This window comes from Halomonas sp. McH1-25, from assembly GCF_022348165.1.
GTDB lineage: Bacteria > Pseudomonadota > Gammaproteobacteria > Pseudomonadales > Halomonadaceae > Modicisalibacter.
Genome location: NZ_JAKRFI010000007.1, coordinates 107473 through 128933 on the forward strand (window position 1 = coordinate 107473; position 21461 = coordinate 128933).

The 21461-nt window shown below is 63.0% G+C and carries 15 protein-coding genes; 13 read left to right on the forward strand and 2 right to left on the reverse strand.

The window, feature by feature from the left end:
- Positions 1–191 precede the first annotated feature (191 nt).
- From pilM to eno, 13 genes are all read left to right on the forward strand, one after another.
- Entirely contained in the window at positions 192–1256 is a 1065-nt protein-coding gene (gene pilM / locus MHM84_RS16775) for a type IV pilus assembly protein PilM (protein WP_239267488.1), read from the forward strand.
- Positions 1253–1825, forward strand: a complete 573-nt coding sequence (locus MHM84_RS16780) for a PilN domain-containing protein (protein ID WP_239267489.1) — start codon at positions 1253–1255, stop codon at positions 1823–1825. The genes pilM and MHM84_RS16780 overlap by 4 nt, the downstream gene beginning before the upstream one ends.
- Positions 1822–2436 carry a type 4a pilus biogenesis protein PilO gene (locus MHM84_RS16785; protein WP_239267490.1) on the forward strand — a complete coding sequence of 205 codons (615 nt, stop codon included), beginning with the start codon at positions 1822–1824 and terminating at the stop codon, positions 2434–2436. The genes MHM84_RS16780 and MHM84_RS16785 overlap by 4 nt, the downstream gene beginning before the upstream one ends.
- A complete protein-coding gene (locus MHM84_RS16790; RefSeq protein ID WP_239267491.1) occupies positions 2433–2972 on the forward strand; it encodes a pilus assembly protein PilP in 540 nt (179 codons plus the stop codon). The genes MHM84_RS16785 and MHM84_RS16790 overlap by 4 nt, the downstream gene beginning before the upstream one ends.
- Positions 2973–3003: 31 nt before the next feature.
- Positions 3004–5109 carry a type IV pilus secretin PilQ gene (pilQ, locus tag MHM84_RS16795; RefSeq protein ID WP_239267492.1) on the forward strand — a complete coding sequence of 702 codons (2106 nt, stop codon included), beginning with the start codon at positions 3004–3006 and terminating at the stop codon, positions 5107–5109.
- Positions 5109–5651, forward strand: coding sequence for a shikimate kinase AroK (aroK, locus tag MHM84_RS16800; protein ID WP_239267493.1), 543 nt, complete (start codon positions 5109–5111; stop codon positions 5649–5651). The genes pilQ and aroK overlap by 1 nt, the downstream gene beginning before the upstream one ends.
- 2 nt (positions 5652–5653) lie before the next feature.
- Positions 5654–6760: a 3-dehydroquinate synthase gene (gene aroB, locus MHM84_RS16805; RefSeq protein WP_239267494.1), complete on the forward strand. Its 1107-nt coding sequence runs from the start codon at positions 5654–5656 to the stop codon at positions 6758–6760.
- Positions 6761–7185: 425 nt separating this feature from the next.
- Positions 7186–11643 (forward strand): glutamate synthase large subunit, encoded by a 4458-nt coding sequence (gltB, locus tag MHM84_RS16810; protein ID WP_239267495.1) that lies wholly within the window; start codon positions 7186–7188, stop codon positions 11641–11643.
- A gap of 15 nt (positions 11644–11658) precedes the next feature.
- A complete protein-coding gene (locus MHM84_RS16815; RefSeq protein WP_239267496.1) occupies positions 11659–13092 on the forward strand; it encodes an FAD-dependent oxidoreductase in 1434 nt (477 codons plus the stop codon).
- A gap of 104 nt (positions 13093–13196) precedes the next feature.
- Positions 13197–13748: a cupin domain-containing protein gene (locus tag MHM84_RS16820; RefSeq protein WP_239267497.1), complete on the forward strand. Its 552-nt coding sequence runs from the start codon at positions 13197–13199 to the stop codon at positions 13746–13748.
- 136 nt (positions 13749–13884) lie between these two features.
- Positions 13885–15528 carry a CTP synthase gene (locus MHM84_RS16825; protein ID WP_239267498.1) on the forward strand — a complete coding sequence of 548 codons (1644 nt, stop codon included), beginning with the start codon at positions 13885–13887 and terminating at the stop codon, positions 15526–15528.
- Between the two features lie 27 nt (positions 15529–15555).
- Positions 15556–16407 carry a 3-deoxy-8-phosphooctulonate synthase gene (kdsA, locus tag MHM84_RS16830; protein WP_239267499.1) on the forward strand — a complete coding sequence of 284 codons (852 nt, stop codon included), beginning with the start codon at positions 15556–15558 and terminating at the stop codon, positions 16405–16407.
- A gap of 41 nt (positions 16408–16448) precedes the next feature.
- Positions 16449–17744 carry a phosphopyruvate hydratase gene (gene eno, locus MHM84_RS16835; protein ID WP_239267500.1) on the forward strand — a complete coding sequence of 432 codons (1296 nt, stop codon included), beginning with the start codon at positions 16449–16451 and terminating at the stop codon, positions 17742–17744.
- 575 nt (positions 17745–18319) lie between these two features.
- On the opposite strand, the gene fdxA is transcribed toward eno, so the two are convergent.
- Both fdxA and mutS read right to left on the reverse strand, forming a co-directional pair.
- Positions 18320–18643, reverse strand: a complete 324-nt coding sequence (gene fdxA / locus MHM84_RS16840; RefSeq protein ID WP_239267501.1) for a ferredoxin FdxA — start codon at positions 18641–18643, stop codon at positions 18320–18322.
- Positions 18644–18832: 189 nt separating this feature from the next.
- Complete coding sequence (gene mutS, locus MHM84_RS16845) at positions 18833–21427, reverse strand: DNA mismatch repair protein MutS (protein ID WP_239267502.1); 2595 nt, start codon at positions 21425–21427, stop codon at positions 18833–18835.
- Positions 21428–21461 lie beyond the last annotated feature (34 nt).

Consider the following 21461-nt stretch of genomic DNA (forward strand, 5'->3'; position numbering starts at 1 on the left):
GTCAATCCATGAAACTAGGCATTATAAGAACCTGGCGAGGCAGCGACCAGCGTTGATGGCCAGCTTCGCTCGTATGGGTGTAAACGATGGAAACATTAGGGGAACTCGTGATTTAGTGGCGCTCAAGAATGAAGGATGTCAGCCGATACTACCAAGGCGGCATGCCGCGCATGGAACCGGGAGTGCACTAATTGTTTGGGCTCAGTAAGTCTACCAACGGGCTGATCGGCGTGGATATCACTTCCGCCACGGTCAAGCTGATCGAGCTCAGACGCAGCGGGCAGCAATTTCGCGTCGAAAGCTACGCCGTCGGACCGTTGCGCGAAGGCGCGGTGGTCGAGCGGCGCATTCGCAACATGAGCGAGGTCGTCGACGTGTTGCGTCGCGTCGTCGACCGGGCGCGACCGCTCAGTCGGCGTGCCGCGGTCGCCGTGCCTGCCAGTGCCGCCATCACCAAGACCCTGACCTTGCCCGCCTCGTTGAGTGACGAGGAGATCGAGGCGCGTATCCAACTCGAGTCAGACAAACATATTCCTTTTCCGTTCAACGAGGTGGCCTTCGACTTCCAGCGTCTGGGTCTGAACGCGCGTTTCGGCGATCAGCAGGACGTGTTGCTGGTGGCTTGCCGCCAGCAGGATGTGGGTCAGCTCACCGATGCCATCGCTCAGGCGGGACTGGAACCCGAAGCGGTGGACGTCGAGACCTTCGCCCTGGAGCGAGTATACGGCGAACTGCGCCAGGCGGCTCGCAACCAGAGCGGCGCGGACGAATGTGTCGCCGTGGTGGATATCGGCGCGACCATGAACTCGTTTCATGTCCTGCGCGGGGGGCGCATCATTTACAGCCGTGACACGGTGTTCGGTGGCCGTCAGCTGACCGAGGAGATCCGCACCCGCTACGGCTTGAGCCTGGACGAGGCGGGTCTGGCCAAGAAGCGCGGCGGACTGCCTGACGACTACCGTCCCAATGTGCTGACACCCTTCCTCGACACGTTGATCCAGCAGGTCGGGCGTTCCCTGCAACTCTACTACACGGCTGGGCGCAACCCCGAAGTCAAGAAAGTCATCCTTGCCGGTGGTTCCAGCGTGATCCCCGGTCTCAGCGAACGGCTGGCCACCGATAGCGGCATGCCGGTGGAAGTCGCCAATCCGTTCCTGCGCATGAAGGTCAGCCCGCGCATCGATATCCACACCTTGGCCGGCGATGCACCCGCCATGCTTACCGCCTGCGGACTGGCGATGAGGACCCGGGCATGACCATCGATATCAACCTGCTGCCCTGGCGTGAAGCGCAGCGCGAGCGTCACAGTCGGCGCTTCCTGATCATCCTGTCGCTGGCCGCCCTGCTCGGCGCCGCAGGTGCCTGGGGATTGTCATTGTGGTACGAGCAGGCCCTCGACGTACAACGTCAGCGCAATGATCATGTCGTGGCGCGGATGCAGCAATTGAACAAGGACCTCGAGGCTATCGAGGATTATCAGGTATTGCGCGAGCGCATGCTGGCCCAGATCGAGCTGATCAGCGAGTTGCAGGCCAGCCGACCACAGACCGTGCGCGTCTTCAATCAACTGGTCACCAGTCTCGAGGAAGGCGTTTACTACACGCACCTTGCCCGCAAGGGCCACCAATTGGCCATCACAGGACTGGCGCAAACCAACCGGCAGGTTTCCGACCAGATGCGGGCCCTGGCGGCTACCGAGGTGTTCGCTACGCCGACGCTGTCCGAGGTGCAGGCAGAGGAAAGCAGTGGGCGGCGGCGTTTCGACATGAGCGTCGAGGAGGCGATGTCGGCGGTGAATGCGAGTGAAGGGGAGGCGACGCCATGAGTCTGAGCGCCGAACTGCGCCGCCTGCGCGATCTCGACTGGCGTGAGCTCAACCTGCGCGAGGCAGGAGGCTGGCCGGTATCGCTGCAGGTGATCAGTTGTCTGCTAGTGCTGGCAGCGGTGTTCTGGCTGGTGCAGTGGTTCGTGGTGGCGCCGCAGGCCGACTCTCTCGAGCGAGCGCAGGCCCAGGAGAGCGAACTGCTGGATCAGTACGAGGCCAAGGCTTACCAGGCTGCCAATCTACCGACGATGCGCGAACAAATGGGCGAGCTCGAAGCGCGCATGGCCGAGTTGCTGCAGATGCTGCCGACCGGGGCCGAAGTGCCCACACTGATCGACAATATCAGCGACACCGCGCTGGAAAACCAACTCATCATCGACTTCATTCGGCTGCGTACACCGGTACCGCAGGCGTTCTATACCGAGCAGCCATTCGATATCCAGGTGCGGGGTGACTATCACCGCATCGCGGCCTTCCTGTCCGGCGTTGCCGGGCTGCCGCGTATCGTCACGCTCCACGACTTTACGCTGACCCCGCTGGACGAGGCCGGCACTTTGCAGTTGTCGATGCTGGCCAGAACCTACAGTCATCGCGAGGAGGCGGCGCCATGAGTCGCTTTGCCGGCGTCCTGGCGTTGAGCGCCGTCGCGGCGTTGACGGCTTGTAGCGATGCCGAACTGGCATCTCTCGATCAGCGCCTGAGCGCACTGCGCGACAGCCCGACCGGAACGGTTGAGCCGTTGCCTGCCGTTTCCGACTATCGCGCCGTGACCTACGACCAGGCCGGGCAGCGCAGTCCGTTCCTTCCCGAGCGCCCCGAGCAGCAGGACGCCACGCAAGGTGACGATCTGGCACCGGACCTCACCCGCCCGCGCGATCCGCTGGAAGCCTATCCGCTCGACGACTTGACGATGGTCGGTACGCTGCTGATCGACGGTGGACGCTCGGCATTGATTCGGGATCCGCAGGGGAAGGTCCATCGTGTTTATCTCGGCGATCATCTGGGGACCGATTTCGGTCGCATCGTGGCGATTACCGAGGGCTCGCTGCAACTGGTGGAAATCGTCACCAACGGTCAGCGGGGCTGGATCGAGCGCAGCCGGACGCTCTCTCTCAATAACGACGACACCGGCCGGCGCCAAGGGTAGCTGGGCAGTTGCGCAGGGGAAGGATGTTTTGATGATTAGATACGTTCGCAGGCTGCTGGTGGCATTGCTGGGGGTGGCCGCTTGCAGCTCGGCCTGGGCGCAGTCTGCCTTGAACGGCCTGGACTTCGGCCAGCGTGCCGACGGCCAGCTCGAAGTGACGCTGCATTTTTCCGGCGAGGTGCCTGAAGTGCGCGGCTATCGCATCGATTCGCCGCCACGCTTGGCCATCGATCTGATGAATACCGCGAGCCGGCTGGAGCGCCGGCGCTATGAACTGGGGCTGGTCGGGGTCAACGATGTCGTGGCGCTGGAGGCCGGTGGCCGGACCCGTCTGGTATTCAACCTCGACGCGGCGATTCCTTATGCGATCCGTGAACGGGGCGATGCTCTGGTGCTCAGCCTGGGCGAGAGCGCGGCCGACGTGCAGGCCTCCGTGCCGGACGCGACCGGGGCGGTACCCAATGCGTCGCTGGATAGGATGCCCAGCATCGAGAATATCGATTTCCGTCGCGGCGACGACGGGGCCAGCCGTCTGATCGTCACCTTCGACCGCGATGGCGTGGATGCGCGGGTCAGCGAGCAGGGCAGCGACCGCATCGTCGCCGACCTGGACAATGTCGAACTGCCGGCGGCGTTGGCCCAGACGCTCGACGTCAGCGACTTCGGTACGCCGATACAGCGCATCACGCCCGTCGAAGACGTCGACGGTACCAGGTTGTCGATCCAGGCCAGTGGCGACTACGCCATGCTGTCGACCCAGAGCGGCCGACAGTTGATCATCGAGGTGCGTCCCGTCTCCCGTGCCGAGCGCGAGATACGCCAGCGCGAAATGTTTCCCTACACCGGCAAGCGAATCTCGCTCAACTTCCAGGATATCGAAGTACGCGAGGTGCTGGCGATCATTGCCGAGTTCACCGGTCTCAATCTGGTGGCCAGCGACAGCGTGCAGGGCAGCGTGACGCTCAACCTGGAGGACGTGCCGTGGGATCAGGCGCTCGATCTGGTACTGCGTAGCCACGGATTGGCCAGTCGCAAAAACGGCAACGTGCTGGTGGTGGCGCCGGCCAGCGAACTGGCTTCCATGGAGCGCCAGGAACTCGAGACCCGGGCGCAGATGCAGGAACTGGCGCCGCTGGCCACCGAGTACCTGCAGGTGCGCTACGCCAAGGCGGCGAGCCTTGCCGCCATGCTGCGCGGCGCCGAAGGCCTGGGTCTGCTCTCGGAGCGTGGCCGGGTGAGTATCGACGAGCGTACCAACACGCTGATCATCCAGGACACCCGCGAGCGAATCGAGGAAATCATTGCAGTCGTCGATCAGCTCGACGTTCCGGTGCGCCAGGTGCAGATCGAGGCGCGCATCGTCATTGCCCGTGACAGCGTGGCTCGCGAGCTTGGCGTGAACTGGGGGCTTTCCTCGAATGGAAACGGCAAGCTGAATCTCGGCGGTGCATCCTCTGGGCAGCCGTTGAGCAGCGATGGTCAGCGCTTTTCTCAAGGCACTTATGCCGGGCAGTGGCAGGAGCCTGATGCGACCCTCTTCCAGCGGGGAGGGTTGGCGGTGGATCTGGGCGACAGTGCCAACCCCTCATCGGCCTTCAGTTTCGGTTACATCTCCGGCGATATTCTGCTCGACATGGAGTTGCGCGCACTGGAGAGCGAGGGCAAGAGCCAGACCATCTCCCAGCCCAAGGTGATCACCGCCAACCAACAGCCGGCGGTGATCAAGCAGGGCCAGGAAATTCCCTACCAGGAGGCGACATCGAGCGGGGCGACCAACGTCGAGTTCAAGGAAGCCGTGCTGTCCCTGCAGGTCGTACCGCAGATCACCCCCGACAACCGCATCATCATGGAGCTCAACATCAATAACGACGATGTATCGAGCACCGAATACGACGGCGCGCCGGCGATCGACACCAACGAAATTCAGACCCAGGTGCTGGTCAACGACGGTGAAACCGTGGTTCTGGGCGGTATCCTGCGCACCGAACAACTGCGCCAATTGTTCAAGACCCCATTGCTCGGCGACCTACCACTATTGGGTCATCTGTTTCGCTATACCGAGGAGAGCAATGAGAAGGTAGAATTGCTAGTCTTCATTACCCCGAAAATCATCGAGGATGGGCTGGCGATTCGCTGATGCAGGATTTTCCCAATCTTTTCCTGGTCGGCCCCATGGGGGCGGGCAAAAGCACGATCGGCCGCCTGTTGGCGGCCGAGTTGCTGCGCGATTTCGTCGATAGCGATCACGAAATCCAGGCGCGCTGCGGTGCCGACATACCCTGGATCTTCGATGTCGAGGGAGAAGCCGGCTTTCGCGAGCGCGAGGTGCAAATGGTCGACGAACTGACGCGGCGCACCGATATCGTGCTGGCGACCGGTGGCGGTGTGGTCATGAACGAAGCCAATCGTCGGGCGTTACGCGAACGCGGGACCGTGGTCTATCTCTACACGACGGTCGAGCAACAATTGCGTCGCACCGCCAAGGACCGCAACCGGCCGCTGTTGCGTAGCAAGGACCCCGAAGCCGTGCTACGCAACCTGTTCGAGTTGCGCGATCCGCTCTACCGGGCGACGGCCGACCTGGTGGTGCGTACCGATCGGCGCGGCCCCCGCTCGGTGGTCAACGATATCCTGCGGCGAGTGGCACGGCTCGTCGATCCTTTGCAAACCAAGGCTTAACCATGACCGCGATCTCGTCCTCGCCACGCTCTCTCAACGTCGACCTCGGCGAACGCAGCTACCCCATCCATGTCGCTCCGGGGGTGTTGGACGACCCGCAGGCGATACGCCCTTACCTGGCCGGTCGCCAGGTCATGATCGTTACCAACGAGACGGTGGCGCCGCTGTATCTCGAGCGGCTCAAGGATGGTCTGGGCGAGGGGCTCGAGGTACGCGAAGTGGTTCTGCCCGACGGCGAGCACACCAAGACGCTGGCCTCGGTGGAGCGCATCTGGGATGCCCTGCTGGCGGCGGGGTTCAATCGCCGCTGTACGCTGGTGGCGCTGGGCGGTGGTGTGATCGGAGACATGGTCGGCTATGCCGCAGCCTGCTATCAACGCGGCGTGGCCTTCATTCAGGTGCCGACGACACTCTTGTCGCAGGTCGATTCCTCGGTTGGCGGCAAGACCGGCGTCAACCACCCGCGCGGCAAGAACATGATCGGGGCGTTCTGGCAGCCCCGGGCCGTACTCATCGATACCGGCACGCTGAACACCCTGCCCGATCGTGAACTGAGCGCCGGTCTGGCCGAGGTGATCAAGTACGGCCTGATCCGGGATGTCGCTTTCCTCGACAGGTTGGAAGCGAACATGGACGGGCTGCGTGCCCGAGATGCCGATCTGCTCAGCGAAGCGATCCTGCAGAGCTGTGCAATCAAGGCCGACGTGGTCGCTGCCGACGAAACCGAGCAGGGCGTGCGTGCCACCCTCAATCTGGGACACACCTTCGGCCATGCCATCGAGGCGCACCAGGGCTATGGACAGTGGTTGCATGGCGAGGCCGTCGGCGCCGGGATGCTTATGGCCGCGACGCTTTCGCAGCAGTTGGGCTGGCTGAATGGAGCCGATGTGGCGCGGGTCGCTCGGATCATCGAGGCGGCCGGTCTGCCTCTGGCCGCGCCGGCGGCCATGGATGCCGATGCTTTCCTCGAGCGTATGCGTCTCGACAAGAAGAACCTCGACGACCGGATCCGCTTGGTGCTGCTGCGTGACCTGGGAGAAGCCTGCATCCACGACGAGACGCCGGCAGACCACTTATATGCCTTCCTGAGCGAGTATCCGCGCGCCTGACGGCTTGCGATGTTCGTTCCCTAGAGCCTGCGTCTTGGATGCAGGCTTTTTTTATGTGCGATAGCCAGCGCCAAAAGGTGGCGTGAAGCTGCACGATTCGCATGTCTTATGCACGATCGGCATGACTTGGTGTCGTTGAACTCAACTAAAGTTGTAGACAATGCCGCTTTTAGCCACGTTGGGCTAACTCTTTGAACGGGCTATGGTTTTGGCTGGATCGAGAAGCTAACGGCGCGATTTTGCAACGATTTCTTGGGTGAAAGATGGGGCGGGGAATTGCTTTGGGCGACCGGCGTGGCTATGCTGGTCGGCCTTTTGACATCAGAAAGACGGCTGTTAAACGCCGCAATAAAATAAAGCTAACCGACTAGTGTACCCCGCCTTCTTTCTGGACACAAGTTTCTGCATTCTGTGAGGCACGCCCAATGATGAGAGGTCTCCACCAGCCTGGTGAGTTTCGCGACAACTGTGGCTTTGGCCTGATAGCCCATATGGAAGGGCAGGCCAGTCATGACCTGCTGAAGACCGCCATCGAGTCGCTGACCTGCATGACTCACCGTGGCGGCATCAACTCGGATGGCAAGACCGGTGACGGCTGTGGCCTGCTGCTTTCCATGCCCGATGCCTTCATGCGCGCGGTAGCCCGCGATGAACTGGGCTTCGAACTGGGCGAACAATATGCCGTGGGCAGTGTATTCCTGCCCGATGAAGATACTCGCGAAGCCCATGCGCGCGATGTGCTGGAAAGCACACTGTCAGAGCGTGGCCTCAAGGTGCGCGGCTGGCGTGCCGTGCCCCACGATTCCAGTGTCTGCGGGTCCATCGCCCTGGCCTGCCAGCCGCGCATTCGTCAGATTTTCGTCGAGCCGGGCGACGCCCAGCGCAGCGAAAGTCACCTGTTCAACGTCGATCTGTTCATGGCGCGCCGTATCGCCGAACAGCGTCTCAAGCACGAAGAAGATTTTTATGTAAGCTCGCTGTCCACCAAGGTCATCTCCTACAAGGGACTGATGATGCCCGAGGACCTGCCGACGTTCTATCTGGACTTCGGCGACGAGCGCATGGAAATCTCCATCGCCGTTTACCACCAGCGCTTCTCGACCAACACCGCGCCGCGCTGGCCGCTGGCTCAGCCGTTTCGTTATCTCGCCCACAACGGCGAAATCAACACCATCGAAGCCAACCGCAATTGGGCCAATGCGCGCAAGGAGAACTTCGTCTCCGAGCTGCTGCCCGACATCGGTGAGCTCGACGAAGTGGTCAACACTGACGGGTCCGACTCATCGAGCATGGACAACATGCTCGAGATCCTGCTGACCGGCGGCATGGAGCTCTACCGTGCCGTGCGCCTGATGGTGCCGCCGGCCTGGCAGAACGTCGAGACCATGGATGCCGACCTGCGGGCCTTCTACGAATACAACTCCATGCACATGGAGGCTTGGGATGGCCCGGCCGGCATCGTGGTGACCGACGGTCGCCATGCCGTGTGTATGCTCGATCGCAACGGTCTGCGTCCGGCGCGCTGGGTGATTACCGATAACGGCTATATCACGGTCGCGTCCGAGATCGGTGTGTGGGGCTACTCCCCCGAAAGCGTAGTGGCCAAGGGGCGTATCGGGCCGGGACAGATTCTGTCCGTCGACACTCACACCGGTGAAGTGCTGCACACCAGCGATATCGATGAGCGTCTCCGGTCAGCCTATCCCTACAAGCGCTGGCTCAACGAGAACGCCAACTATCTCGAGTCGTCGCTGACCGAGCTGGCGCGTTTCCAGCCGATGGAGCCCGACGAACTCGCGGTCTATCAGAAGATGTTCCTGGTTTCCAACGAGGAACGGGACCAGATCCTGCACGTGTTGGCCGAGACCGGTCAGGAGGCCGTAGGCTCGATGGGCGACGACACGCCCATGGCCGTGCTGTCGCGTCAGCCGCGTATGCTGACCGACTACTTCCGCCAGAAATTCGCCCAGGTCACCAACCCGCCGATCGATCCGCTGCGCGAAGCGATCGTAATGTCGCTGGAAACCTGTTTGGGCGCCGAGCGTAACGTTTTCAATGCCACGCCCGAGCATGCGCACCGCCTGATCCTGACTACGCCGGTGCTCTCGCCGCGCAAGTTCACGGCGCTGACCACGCATGACGATCCGGCGTTCGCCAGCGAAACGCTGACCCTGGCCTACGATCCCGAGACGACCGGCCTCAAGCAGGCCATCGTGGCGCTTTGCCAGCAGGCCGAACAGGCCGCCCGCAACGGCAAGGTCGTGCTGGTGCTGTCCGATTGCGGCCTGGCCAAGGGACAATTGTCCATCCATCCCGCGCTGGCCGTGGGTGCCGTGCACCACTACCTCGGTCGCAAGGGGTTGCGCACCCACGTCAACCTGATCGTGGAAACCGGCTATGCCCGCGACTCGCACCAGATGGCCGTGCTGTTCGGTGTCGGTGCGACGGCTATCTACCCGTACCTTGCCTACCAGGTCATGGCCGACATGCACCGCACCGGCGACCTGCTCGGCGATCCGGCGGACTCCCGCGAGAACTACCGCAAGGGCATGCAGAAGGGGCTCTACAAGATTCTCTCCAAGATGGGAATCTCGCATATCGCCTCCTACCGCGGCGCCCAGTTGTTCGAGGCGGTGGGTCTGTCGTCCGAAGTGATGGAGCTGTGCTTCCCGGGAATGGCTTCGCGCATCGAGGGGACCGGCTTTGCCGAACTGCAGTTGCAGCAGGAGCTGCTGGCCCGCGACGCTTGGATTCCGCGCAAGGGCCTGCGCCAGGGCGGCCTCTACAAGTACGTGTACGGCTATGAGTACCACGCCTTCAACCCGGACGTCGTGCGCGCCTTGCAGGCGGCGGTGCAGCAGGGCGACTACGGCAAGTGGAAGGAATTCGCCCGCCTGGTCAATGAACGTCCGGTAGCGACCATTCGCGACCTGCTCAAGCTCAAGCCGGCCGTGGAGCCACTGCCGCTGGACGAGATCGAGGCGGTCGAGGACCTGATTCCGCGCTTCGACAGTGCCGGCATGTCGCTGGGCGCCCTGTCGCCCGAGGCTCACGAGGCGCTGGCTCAGGCCATGAACGAGACCGGCGGGCGCTCCAACTCCGGTGAGGGCGGCGAGGATCCGGCACGCTACGGCACCATTCGTAGCTCCAAGATCAAGCAGATCGCCTCCGGGCGTTTCGGTGTGACGCCTGCCTATCTGGCCAATGCCGAGGTGTTGCAGATCAAGGTCGCCCAGGGTGCCAAGCCCGGCGAAGGCGGCCAGTTACCCGGCAGCAAGGTCAATGGCCTGATCGCGCGATTGCGCTATGCGGTCCCCGGCGTGACACTGATCTCGCCGCCGCCGCATCACGACATCTATTCCATCGAGGACCTGGCGCAGCTGATCTTCGACCTCAAGCAGGTCAACCAGGACGCGCTGGTGTCGGTGAAGCTGGTCTCCGAGCCCGGCATCGGCACCATTGCCACCGGTGTGGCAAAGGCCTATGCCGACCTGATCACCGTTGCCGGTTACGACGGCGGCACCGCAGCCAGCCCGCTGACCTCGATCAAGCATGCCGGCAGTCCGTGGGAGCTGGGTCTGCCCGAAGTGCACCAGGCGCTGCGCATCAATGGCCTGCGCGACAAGATTCGCCTGCAGACCGACGGTGGTTTGAAAACCGGCCTCGATGTGGTCAAGGCGGCGATTCTCGGCGCCGAGAGCTTCGGCTTCGGTACCGCGCCGATGGTCTCGCTGGGCTGTATCTACCTGCGCATCTGCCACCTCAACAACTGTGCCACCGGTGTCGCGACGCAGAACGATTATCTGCGCGACGAGCATTTCCGCGGCACGGTCGACATGGTCAAGAACTACTTCCGCTTCGTCGCCGAGGAAGTCCGCGAACTCATGGCGCTGCTCGGCGTACGCAAGCTCACCGATCTCATCGGGCGCACCGATCTGCTCGAGAAGATCGAGGGCGAAACCAGTTCGCAGCAGAAGCTCGTGCTCGACTCGCTGCTCGACAACGACTGGGTGCCGGCGGATGCGCCGCGCTTCTGTGAGGTCAAGCGCAACATGCCGCACGACCTGGCGACCAAGAACGAGGAAATCCTCGATGTGCTGCGCGAGGCCATCGAGAACAAGCGCGGCGGTGAGTTCACGTTCCGCATCAGCAACTGTGACCGCTCGGTACCGGCACGCGTCTCCGGTGAGGTTGCCAAGCGCTATGGCGAGCCCGGCCTGGAAGATGCCCCGGTAACGCTGCGCCTGACCGGCGTGGCGGGGCAGAGCTTTGGTGTTTGGAATGCACGCGGTATCAACCTTTACCTTGAGGGCGACGCCAACGATTACGTCGGCAAGGGCATGAATGGCGGCAAAATCGTCATCACGCCGCCTCAGGGCAGCCGTTTCGAAAGCCATAAGACGGCGATCATCGGCAACACCTGCCTGTACGGGGCGACCGGCGGCAAGTTGTTTGCCGCAGGAACGGCCGGTGAACGTTTTGCGGTACGCAACTCAGGTGCGCATGCGGTCATCGAGGGTGCCGGCGATCACTGCTGCGAGTACATGACTGGTGGCCTGGTCTGCGTGCTTGGCGATACCGGACTCAACTTCGGTGCGGGCATGACCGGCGGTTTCGCCTATGTGCTCGATCAGGATCGCACCTTCGTCGACCGCTATAACCACGAGCTGGTCGAGATCCACCGCGTCAACACCGAGGCCATGGAAGCGTATCGGCGCCACCTGCGTGAAGTGATCCAGGAATATGTCGCCGAGACCCAGTCGGCACGGGGCCAGGAGATTCTGAGCAATTTCTCCGACTACATCCGCCATTTCTGGCTGGTAAAGCCCAAGGCAGCGAGCCTCAACAGTCTGCTCGCCGAGTCCCGTCGTCGGCCCGAGTAAGAGGAGTCACCGAACATGGCTAACCGTCTCAATAACGATTTTCAGTTCATCGATGTTGCGCGCAAGGACCGTACCAAGAAGGACGCTCGCTTGCGCGCCAAGGAATTTACCGAGATCTACGAGCCCTTCCGCCCGCAGGAAGCGGCCAGTCAGGCGCACCGCTGCCTGGATTGCGGCAATCCCTATTGTGAGTGGAAATGCCCGGTACATAACTACATCCCCAACTGGATGAAGCTGGTCAGCCAGGGCAACATCCTTGCCGCGGCGGAGATGTCGCACCGTACCAACACGCTGCCCGAGGTGTGTGGCCGCGTGTGCCCGCAGGAGCGCCTGTGCGAAGGCGCCTGTACCCTCAACGAGGGTTTCGGCGCGGTGACCATCGGCTCGATCGAGAAATACATCTCCGAGACTGCTTTCGCCATGGGCTGGCGGCCGGACATGTCCAAGGTCGCCTGGACCGACAAGCGCGTAGCGGTAATTGGCGCCGGCCCGGCCGGGCTTGGCTGCGCCGACATCCTGGTGCGCAACGGCGTCAAGCCGGTGGTCTTCGATCGCTATCCCGAGATCGGCGGTCTGATCACCTTCGGCATTCCCGAGTTCAAGCTCGAGAAGCACGTCATGCAGCGTCGTCGGGCCATTTTCGAGGAGATGGGCATCGAGTTCCGTCTCAATGTCGAGATCGGTCGCGACATTCAGTTCCAGGAGTTGCTCGACGAGTACGACGCCGTATTCATGGGCATGGGGACCTACAAGTACATGGAAGGCGGCTTCCCGGGCGAGAACCTGCCCCAGGTACACAAGGCGCTCGACTTCCTGATCGACAACATCAACCACAACCTCGGCTTCAACGTGGCGACCGATGAGCACGTGTCGATGAAGGGGCGGCGCGTGGTGGTGCTGGGCGGCGGCGATACCGCCATGGACTGCAACCGCACCTCGATTCGTCAGGGCGCGACCAGCGTGACCTGCGCCTATCGTCGCGACGAGACCAACATGCCCGGCTCCAAGCGCGAAGTGGCCAGTGCCCGCGAGGAAGGCGTCGAGTTCCTGTTCAATCGTCAGCCGGTGGCCATCGTCGGCGAAGGCAAGGTGGAAGGCGTCAAGCTGGTACGTACCCGCATGGGCGAGCCCGACGAGAAGGGACGTCAGCGTGCCGAGGTGGTGCCGGGCTCCGAAGAGATCGTACCGGCCGACGAGGTGATCATCGCCTTCGGCTTCCAGCCCAGCGAGATCGCCTGGTTCGATACCCATGAAATCCAGGTCGACGAGCGTGGCCGCGTGATCGCCAAGGAGCAGGGCAAGCTCGACAAGGGCAAGTTCGCCTTCCAGACCTCCAACGAAAAGGTCTTCGCCGGCGGCGACATGGTGCGTGGCTCCGATCTGGTGGTCACGGCCGTGTTCGAAGGTCGTCAGGCTGCCGAAGGCATTCTCGATTATCTGGAAGTCTGACACGCCCGACCAGCCTATTGCGCCCCGGCCCTGCCGGGGCGTTTTCGTTATGGCCCGGCCCTCGTCTAGACTGATGGCAGGCATTCGGAGCCAAGGAGGCGACAATGAACGACCGATTGACAGCACTGGGCCTGCAAGGTGGGACCAACGGCTCGGTAACCCCTGAGCGCCTGACTTTCGATGACGACGGTCGCATTCCCAACACGCGCTTGGCGACCCTGCTGTTCCGTTCGCAGGGGCTGGATGAGTCGCTCGATCGCGAGGCCATAGCCGAGCGCTTCTCGGCGATATTCACTGCCAACGGCTGGACACCGAGCTGGCGAGGCGGTGTCTACGATTACCACCACTACCATTCGATCGCCCACGAAGCGTTCGGTGCGCTCTCCGGTTGGGGACGGCTGCGCCTGGGCGGGGAATCCGGTCAGGATGTGGAAATTCGTGCCGGCGATTCGCTGGTGCTACCGGCGGGGACGGGCCACTGTTCGCTGGAGGCGAGCGACGATTTCCTGCTGCTGGCGGCTTATCCCGCCGACCAGACCGAACTCGACCTGCTGCGTGCCGACCCGGCCGAGCACGATGCCGCCGTGGCGCGCATTCGTCAGGTTTCCCGTCCCGAACGCGACCCGCTGGGCAATTCCATCGATCAGTGGTGGTAGGCGGCCGACGTAGCGTATTGCGTAGGGCACTGAAGTCGGGCGTAAAATTGAGCGCCCCGGTCGAATCTGCTATCCTGGCGTCCCATCCAGGCCCGGTTCCCTCCAGGGCCTTCCGTTCAGATTCGACAGGTTTTCCATGACACGATATATCTTCGTGACCGGCGGCGTTGTGTCCTCTCTCGGCAAGGGCATTGCGTCGGCCTCGCTGGCGGCGATTCTCGAGGCGCGCGGCCTCAAGGTCACCATTCTCAAGCTGGATCCGTACATCAACGTCGATCCGGGCACCATGAGCCCGTTCCAGCACGGCGAGGTCTTCGTCACCGAAGATGGCGCGGAAACCGACCTCGATCTGGGGCATTACGAGCGTTTCATTCGCACCAAGATGACCCAGGGCAACAACTTCACCACCGGGCGCGTCTATGAGCACGTGCTGCGCAAGGAGCGCCGCGGCGACTACCTGGGCGGTACGGTGCAGGTGATCCCGCATATCACCGACGAGATCAAGCGCCGGGTGATCGAGGGTGGTGAGGGTTGCGACGTGGCGCTGGTGGAAATCGGCGGCACCGTGGGTGACATCGAGTCGCTGCCGTTCCTCGAGTCGATCCGTCAATTGCGCAGCGAGGTGGGGGCCAACCGGGCGATCTTCATGCATCTGACACTGGTGCCTTACATCAAGACGGCCGGCGAGACCAAGACCAAGCCGACCCAGCACAGCGTCAAGGAATTGCGCTCGATCGGCATCCAGCCCGACATCCTGATCTGCCGCAGCGAGGTGGAGCTCGAGGAGAGCGAGCGGCGCAAGATCGCCCTGTTCACCAACGTCGAGGAGCGTGCCGTCGTGCCGCTGCAGGATGCCGACACCATCTACCGCATCCCGCTGATGCTGCATGAGTTCGGCCTCGACGAGATCGTCTGCGACAAGCTGCGCATCGATGCGCCGCCGGCCGATCTTTCCGAGTGGATCCGCGTCCTCGACGCCAAGCTCAATCCGCTCAAGTCGATCAATATCGCCATGGTCGGTAAGTACATGGACCTGCTGGATGCCTACAAGTCGCTCAACGAGGCGCTGATTCACGCCGGCATTCAGTCGCGGGTCAAGATCAACATCGATTACATCGACGCCGAGATCATCGAGCGTCACGGCACCGAGCGCCTGGCCGGCAAGGACGCGATCCTGGTGCCCGGCGGCTTCGGTGAGCGCGGCGTGGAAGGCAAGATCATGACGGCCCGTTATGCGCGTGAACAGGGCGTGCCCTACCTGGGCATCTGCCTGGGCATGCAGGTGGCGGTGATTGAATACGCACGCCACGTGGTCGGCTGGGAGGACGCCAATTCCACCGAGTTCACCCACGACACTCGCCACCCGGTAGTGGGGCTGATCACCGAGTGGGTCAATGCCGAGGGCAAGATCGAGCTGCGCGACGCGGCGACCGACCTGGGCGGCACCATGCGCCTGGGCGGCCAGGTCTGCCACCTCAAGTCGGGCTCCAGAGCGCACCAGGCCTATGGCTTGGAAGACATTACCGAGCGCCATCGGCATCGCTTCGAGGTCAACAACCAGTTCGTCGACGATCTCGAGAAGGCCGGCCTGGTGATCTCGGGCAAGAGCGTCGACAATTCCCTGGTGGAGATGATCGAGCTGCCCGACCATCCATGGTTCGTGGCCTGTCAGTTCCACCCCGAATTCACCTCCACGCCGCGTGACGGCCACCCGCTGTTCTCGGGATTCGTCAATGCGGCACTGGAGCACAAGGCGGCCCGGTCGCGCACCCAGGGCTAGGTCGAGTTGCCACGCAGGAGCGACGCCATGGCAGACACCCAACGCAACATCGAATTCGCCGGCCTCAGGGCCGGCAATTCATTGCCGCTGATGCTGTTTGGCGGCATGAACGTGCTGGAATCCCGCGAAATGGCGCTCGAGGTCGCCGAGACCTACGTCGACGTCTGTTCGAGGCTTGGGATTCCCTACGTCTTCAAGGCCAGCTTCGACAAGGCCAACCGCAGCTCCATCCATTCCTATCGCGGTCCGGGCCTGGACAAGGGCCTGGCGATTCTCGACGAGGTCAAGTCGCGTTTCGGCGTGCCGGTGATCACCGATGTTCACGAGCCCTGGCAGGCCGCGCCTGCGGCCGAGGTCGCCGACGTCATCCAACTGCCCGCCTTTCTTGCCCGTCAGACCGACCTGGTCGTCGCCATGGCCGCCACCGGCGCGGTGATCAACGTCAAGAAGCCACAGTTCGTTGCCCCCCATGAAATGCACCATATCGTTGCCAAGTGCCGCGAGGCCGGCAACGATCGGATCATTCTCTGCGAACGTGGCTCGAGCTTCGGCTACAACAACCTCGTCGTCGACATGCTCGGTTTCGGTGAGATGAAGCAGACCGGATATCCGGTAATCTTCGACGTCACTCATTCGCTGCAACGCCCCGGCGGACGCGCCGACAGTGCCGATGGCCGTCGCGCCCAGGTCTTCGAACTGGCCCGCGCCGGTGTCGCGGTCGGGCTGGCCGGGCTGTTTCTGGAAGCGCATCCCGATCCGGACAAGGCATTGTGCGATGGGCCCTGTGCCTTGCCGCTGGACAAGCTCGAGCCGTTTCTGAGTCAGTTGAAACAGCTCGACGCCCTGGTCAAGGATTTCCCGGAAGTTGAAGTTCAATAACGCGACTTTGCCCAACCACAACCGATTAAGGAAGATACGACATGGCAGAAATCGTCGACATCCGCGCTCTTGAAGTCCTCGACTCGCGTGGCAACCCCACCGTGCAGGCCGATGTGATTCTGGCCAGCGGCGCGCATGGCAGCGCCTGCGCCCCGTCCGGGGCATCCACCGGTTCCCGCGAGGCGCTGGAACTGCGTGACGGCGACAAGTCGCGCTATCTGGGCAAGGGTGTGCTCAAGGCGGTCGAGGCCGTCAACGGCAAGATTCGCGATCGTCTGAAAGGCATGGACGCCAACGATCAGCGGGCACTGGACCAGGCCATGCTCGATCTCGATGGCACCGACAACAAGGCGAATCTCGGCGCCAACGCCATCCTCGCCGTGTCGCTGGCCGCCGCCAAGGCCGCCGCTGCCGAGAAGGGCGTGCCGCTCTATGCGCATATCGCCGAACTCTACGGTCAGCCGGGCAAGTACACCATGCCGGTGCCGATGATGAACATCATCAACGGCGGCGAGCATGCCGACAACAACGTCGACATGCAGGAGTTCATGATCCAGCCGGTGGGCGCGCCGACCTTCCGCGAGGCGCTGCGCATGGGCGCCGAGGTGTTCCACGCCCTGAAGAAGGTGCTGGCATCGCGCGGCCTGGCCACCTCGGTGGGCGACGAGGGCGGCTTCGCGCCGAACCTGGACTCCAATGCCGAGGCGCTGGCGGTCATCAAGCAGGCGATCGCCGATGCCGGCTATACGCTGGGCAAGGACATCACCCTGGCGCTCGACTGCGCCTCCTCCGAGTTTTTCGAGAACGGCGAGTACAATCTGGCCGGTGAAGGCAAGCGCTATGACGCGGCCGGTTTTGTCGATTACCTGGCCGAGCTGGTCTCGCAGTATCCGATCGTGTCCATCGAGGATGGCATGGACGAGTCCGACTGGGACGGCTGGAAGCTGCTGACCGAGAAGCTCGGCGACCGCGTGCAGCTGGTCGGCGACGACCTGTTCGTGACCAACACGCGCATTCTCAAGCGTGGCATCGACGAGTCCATCGGCAACTCTATCCTGATCAAGTTCAACCAGATCGGCTCGCTGTCCGAGACCCTGGATGCCATCAGAATGGCCCAGGACGCCGGTTTCACTGCAGTGATCTCGCATCGCAGCGGCGAGACCGAGGACACCACCATTGCCGACCTGGCCGTGGCGACGTCAGCCGGGCAGATCAAGACCGGCTCGTTGAGCCGCTCGGATCGCATCGCCAAGTACAACCGCCTGCTGGTCATCGAGCAGGAACTCGGCGACAAGGCCGTCTACCCCGGCCTCAAGGCCATCAAGGGCCAGGGCTGAGTTCGTCTGAGCCCAGACCGTCTGCGGCGCCGGTGTGTCCGGCGTCGCGGCGCTCTTCCTCTACCTACCCCTTTCCCCGCTACTCGCCTGTTTACCCGCCATATACTCCCCTTGGCGATAATGTCTTCAAGTTTTGTAAGAAATTACCTACGACATGCGGTCGCTTTTGTAGACGAAAAATGCCAGTGCGCTGCGAATTGGCGACTGGTTTTTCATTAACCTGCTGTTTTATAAGTCATAAAATAAGCAGCTAAAATCGATGAGCCTACGTGGCGGATAAGGGGACCCCTTTGCGGAAACGCAGGAGGTTGAGACAATGCTCCCGGGATTTGGAGAGTGGGCTCGCCCACGACCGGCAGGATGCTACGGGATACAGCATAAGGCTCGTTCGGTGCCTCGGGGAGGCGGCTTCCGGACAGGGAATAGAGCCACAGGATTTCGGACAAAAGGAAGTGTCCAAGGACAAGAGGGAAGCAGGCGGCCTACGGGCCGCCTTTTTTATGCTGACGCTTTATGCGGTACTCGCGGAGCGCTCGCTGAGTGGCGCTCCGGGAAGTGGCTATCGGTGTCCCCGATTAGCGCTCGAGATACTTTAGCTTGTCCGTCTTGCCGTCCCACTCCTCGGCTTCCGGCAGCGGATCCTTCTTCTCGGTGATATTGGGCCAGACCTCGGAAAGCTCGGCGTTGATCTCGATGAACTCTTTCTGGCCGTCCGGTAGTTCGTCTTCCGAGAAAATGGCCTCGGCGGGACACTCAGGCTCGCACAGGGCACAATCGATGCATTCGTCGGGATGGATGACCAGGAAGTTCGGCCCTTCGTAAAAACAGTCGACCGGACAGACCTCGACGCAATCGGTGTACTTGCAGCGAATGCAGTTTTCGGTGACGACGAACGTCATGGGGTGTCTCCCTCAATCTTGGTGCTCCGGTGCAGCGGGCGCCGGGACCTCATCAGCTAGGTTATAAGTCGTCAAGCCTATATAAGGCTTAATTCTAAAATGGAAGCCATTCTAGAGGCCCCGCCTATCCATCGGCAAGCCAGCGCTATGAACGTTTGGGCATGAGGAAATAGCCTACCCCCTACACGCCTAGACGTTCTCGCGCCAACGGTAAAGCAGTTCCAGCGCCTGGCGTGGAGTCAGTTCGTCGAGTGCAAGCCCCGTCAGTTCCTCGATGACCGGATGGGGAGCAGTGGCGAACAGGTCGGGCTGCTGGGGGGCCGGGCCGGTCGATGGCTCGCGAAGGTCCGACTTGCGTTGGCCCTGGTCGACCTCCTGCTGCTCGAGGCCCGCCAGTTTCTCTCGGGCTCGGGCGATCACCGGCTGCGGTACGCCGGCCAACTGCGCTACCTGCAGGCCGTAGCTCTGGCTGGCCGGCCCGTCCTCGACCCGGTGCATGAAGACGATGCCGTCGCGATGCTCGGCCGCCGTCAGGTGAACATTGACCACGCCGTCCATCTGTTCGGCCAGGGCAGTCATCTCGAAGTAGTGCGTGGCGAATAGCGTAAAGGCCTTCACGCGGGCCAGGTGCTCGGCACTGGCCCAGGCCAGCGACAGGCCGTCGAAGGTGCTGGTGCCGCGGCCGATTTCGTCCATCAGCACCAGGCTTTGCTGGGTGGCGTTGTGCAGGATGCTGGCCGTCTCGGTCATTTCGACCATGAAGGTCGAGCGGCCCCCGGCCAGGTCGTCGCTGGAACCGATGCGCGTGAAAATGCGATCCAGCGGGCCGATCTCGGCGCGGTCGGCGGGCACGAAGCTGCCGCAATGGGCGAGCAGCGCAATCAGCGCGGCCTGGCGCATGTAGGTGGATTTGCCGCCCATGTTGGGGCCGGTGATCACCAGCATGTGGCGGCTCGGGTCGAGCTTAAGGTCGTTGGGCACGAACGGCCGGTCGCTGACGTGTTCGACGACCGGGTGGCGCCCGCCCTCGATGCAAAGTCCCGGCGTGTCGAGCAGTTGCGGGCGTACGAAGTCCAGCGCCTGGGCGCGCTCGGCGAAGGCCGCCAGCACGTCGAGGGCGGCCAGCGAACGTCCGGTGGCCTGCAGGGCACCGAGTTCGGCGTTGAGTGTGTCGATCAGGCTCTCGTAGAGCAGCTTTTCCCGGGCCAGGGCACGCGACTTGGCCGACAGCGCCTTGTCCTCGAACTCCTTGAGCTCGGGGATGATGAAACGCTCGGCATTCTTCAGCGTCTGACGACGGATATAGTCGGCCGGCACCTCGCGGGCCTGGGCACGAGGAATCTCGATGTAGTAACCGTGCACCCGGTTGTAGCCGACCTTGAGCCCGGACAGCCCGGTACGCTCGCGCTCGCGGGTCTCCAGCTTGACCAGATAATCGCCGGCGTGCTCGGCCAGGCCGCGGTATTCGTCGAGCTCGTCGTCGAAGCCCTCGGCGATCACGCCGCCGTCGCGGATCACCACGGGGGGGTTGTCGACCAGTGCACGGGTCAGCGTCTCGGCCAGCTCGGGGTAGGGGCGTACATGGCGACGCAACTCGTCCAGGGCGGTGCCTTCGTCGAGTTCATCCAGTTCGCGTTGCAGCTCCGGCAGCGCGTTGAGGGCATCGCGCAGGCGTGCCAGATCGCGCGGCCGTGCACTGCGCAGGGCGACCCGCGCCAGGATGCGCTCCACGTCGCCGATCTGCTTGAGCATGTCACGCAGCGCAATGAAACCTTCCTGAGCCAGCAATAGCTGCACGGCGGCCTGGCGGGCGGCGACCTGCTCGCGGTTGCGCAGCGGCCGGTTGAGCCAGCGCTTGAGCAGGCGCGAGCCCATCGCCGTGGCTGTCGTGTCGAGCACGCTGGCCAGGGTGTTGTCGCCGCTACCGCCGAGGTTGGTGTCGATTTCCAGATTGCGGCGGCTGGCGGCATCGATGACCACCGCGTCGTCGCGACTTTCCACTCCCAGGGCGGTGACATGCGGCAGACGCGAGCGCTGGGTGTCGCGGGCGTAGTCGATCAGTACGCCCGCCGCAGTGATCGCGCATGCCAGATGGGCACAGCCAAAGCCGCGCAGATCGGCGACGCCGAACTGGTCGCAGAGCAGGCGATTCGAGGTCTCCAGATCGAACAGCCATTCGCTCTGACGCTTGAGTCCGGCACGGTCGGACAGCGCCGGTGCCAGCTCAAGCCCTTCGGCGATCAGCAGCTCCGCCGGCGCCAGGCGGTGGACCTCGGCGAGCATGTCCGCCTCGCCGTCGACCTCCAGCACACTGAAGCGGCCACTGGACAGTTCCAGCCAGGCCAGGCCCCAGCGCTCGCCCTGGCAGTGCAGGGCGAGCAACAGATTGTCGCGCTTCGCATCGAGCAGTGCCTCGTCATGCAGCGTGCCGGGCGTGACGATGCGCACCACCTTGCGCTCCACCGGTCCCTTGCTGGTTGCCGGGTCGCCGATCTGCTCGCAGATCGCCACCGATTCGCCGGCACGCACCAGTCGCGCCAGGTAACCCTCGGCACTGTGATAGGGCACGCCGGCCATGGGGATCGGCTTGCCGCCCGACTGGCCGCGCTGGGTCAGGGTGATGTCGAGCAACTGTGCGGCACGACGGGCGTCGTCGTAGAACAGCTCGTAGAAGTCGCCCATGCGGTAGAAGAGCAGCACCTCGGGATGCTCGCGCTTGATCTTCAGATACTGCGCCATCATCGGCGTGTGCTGGGGGCTTTTCGTCTCGACCGCGTCTTGCATGAGATTTCGCATTTCCCGTATGACAGTGGGCTGG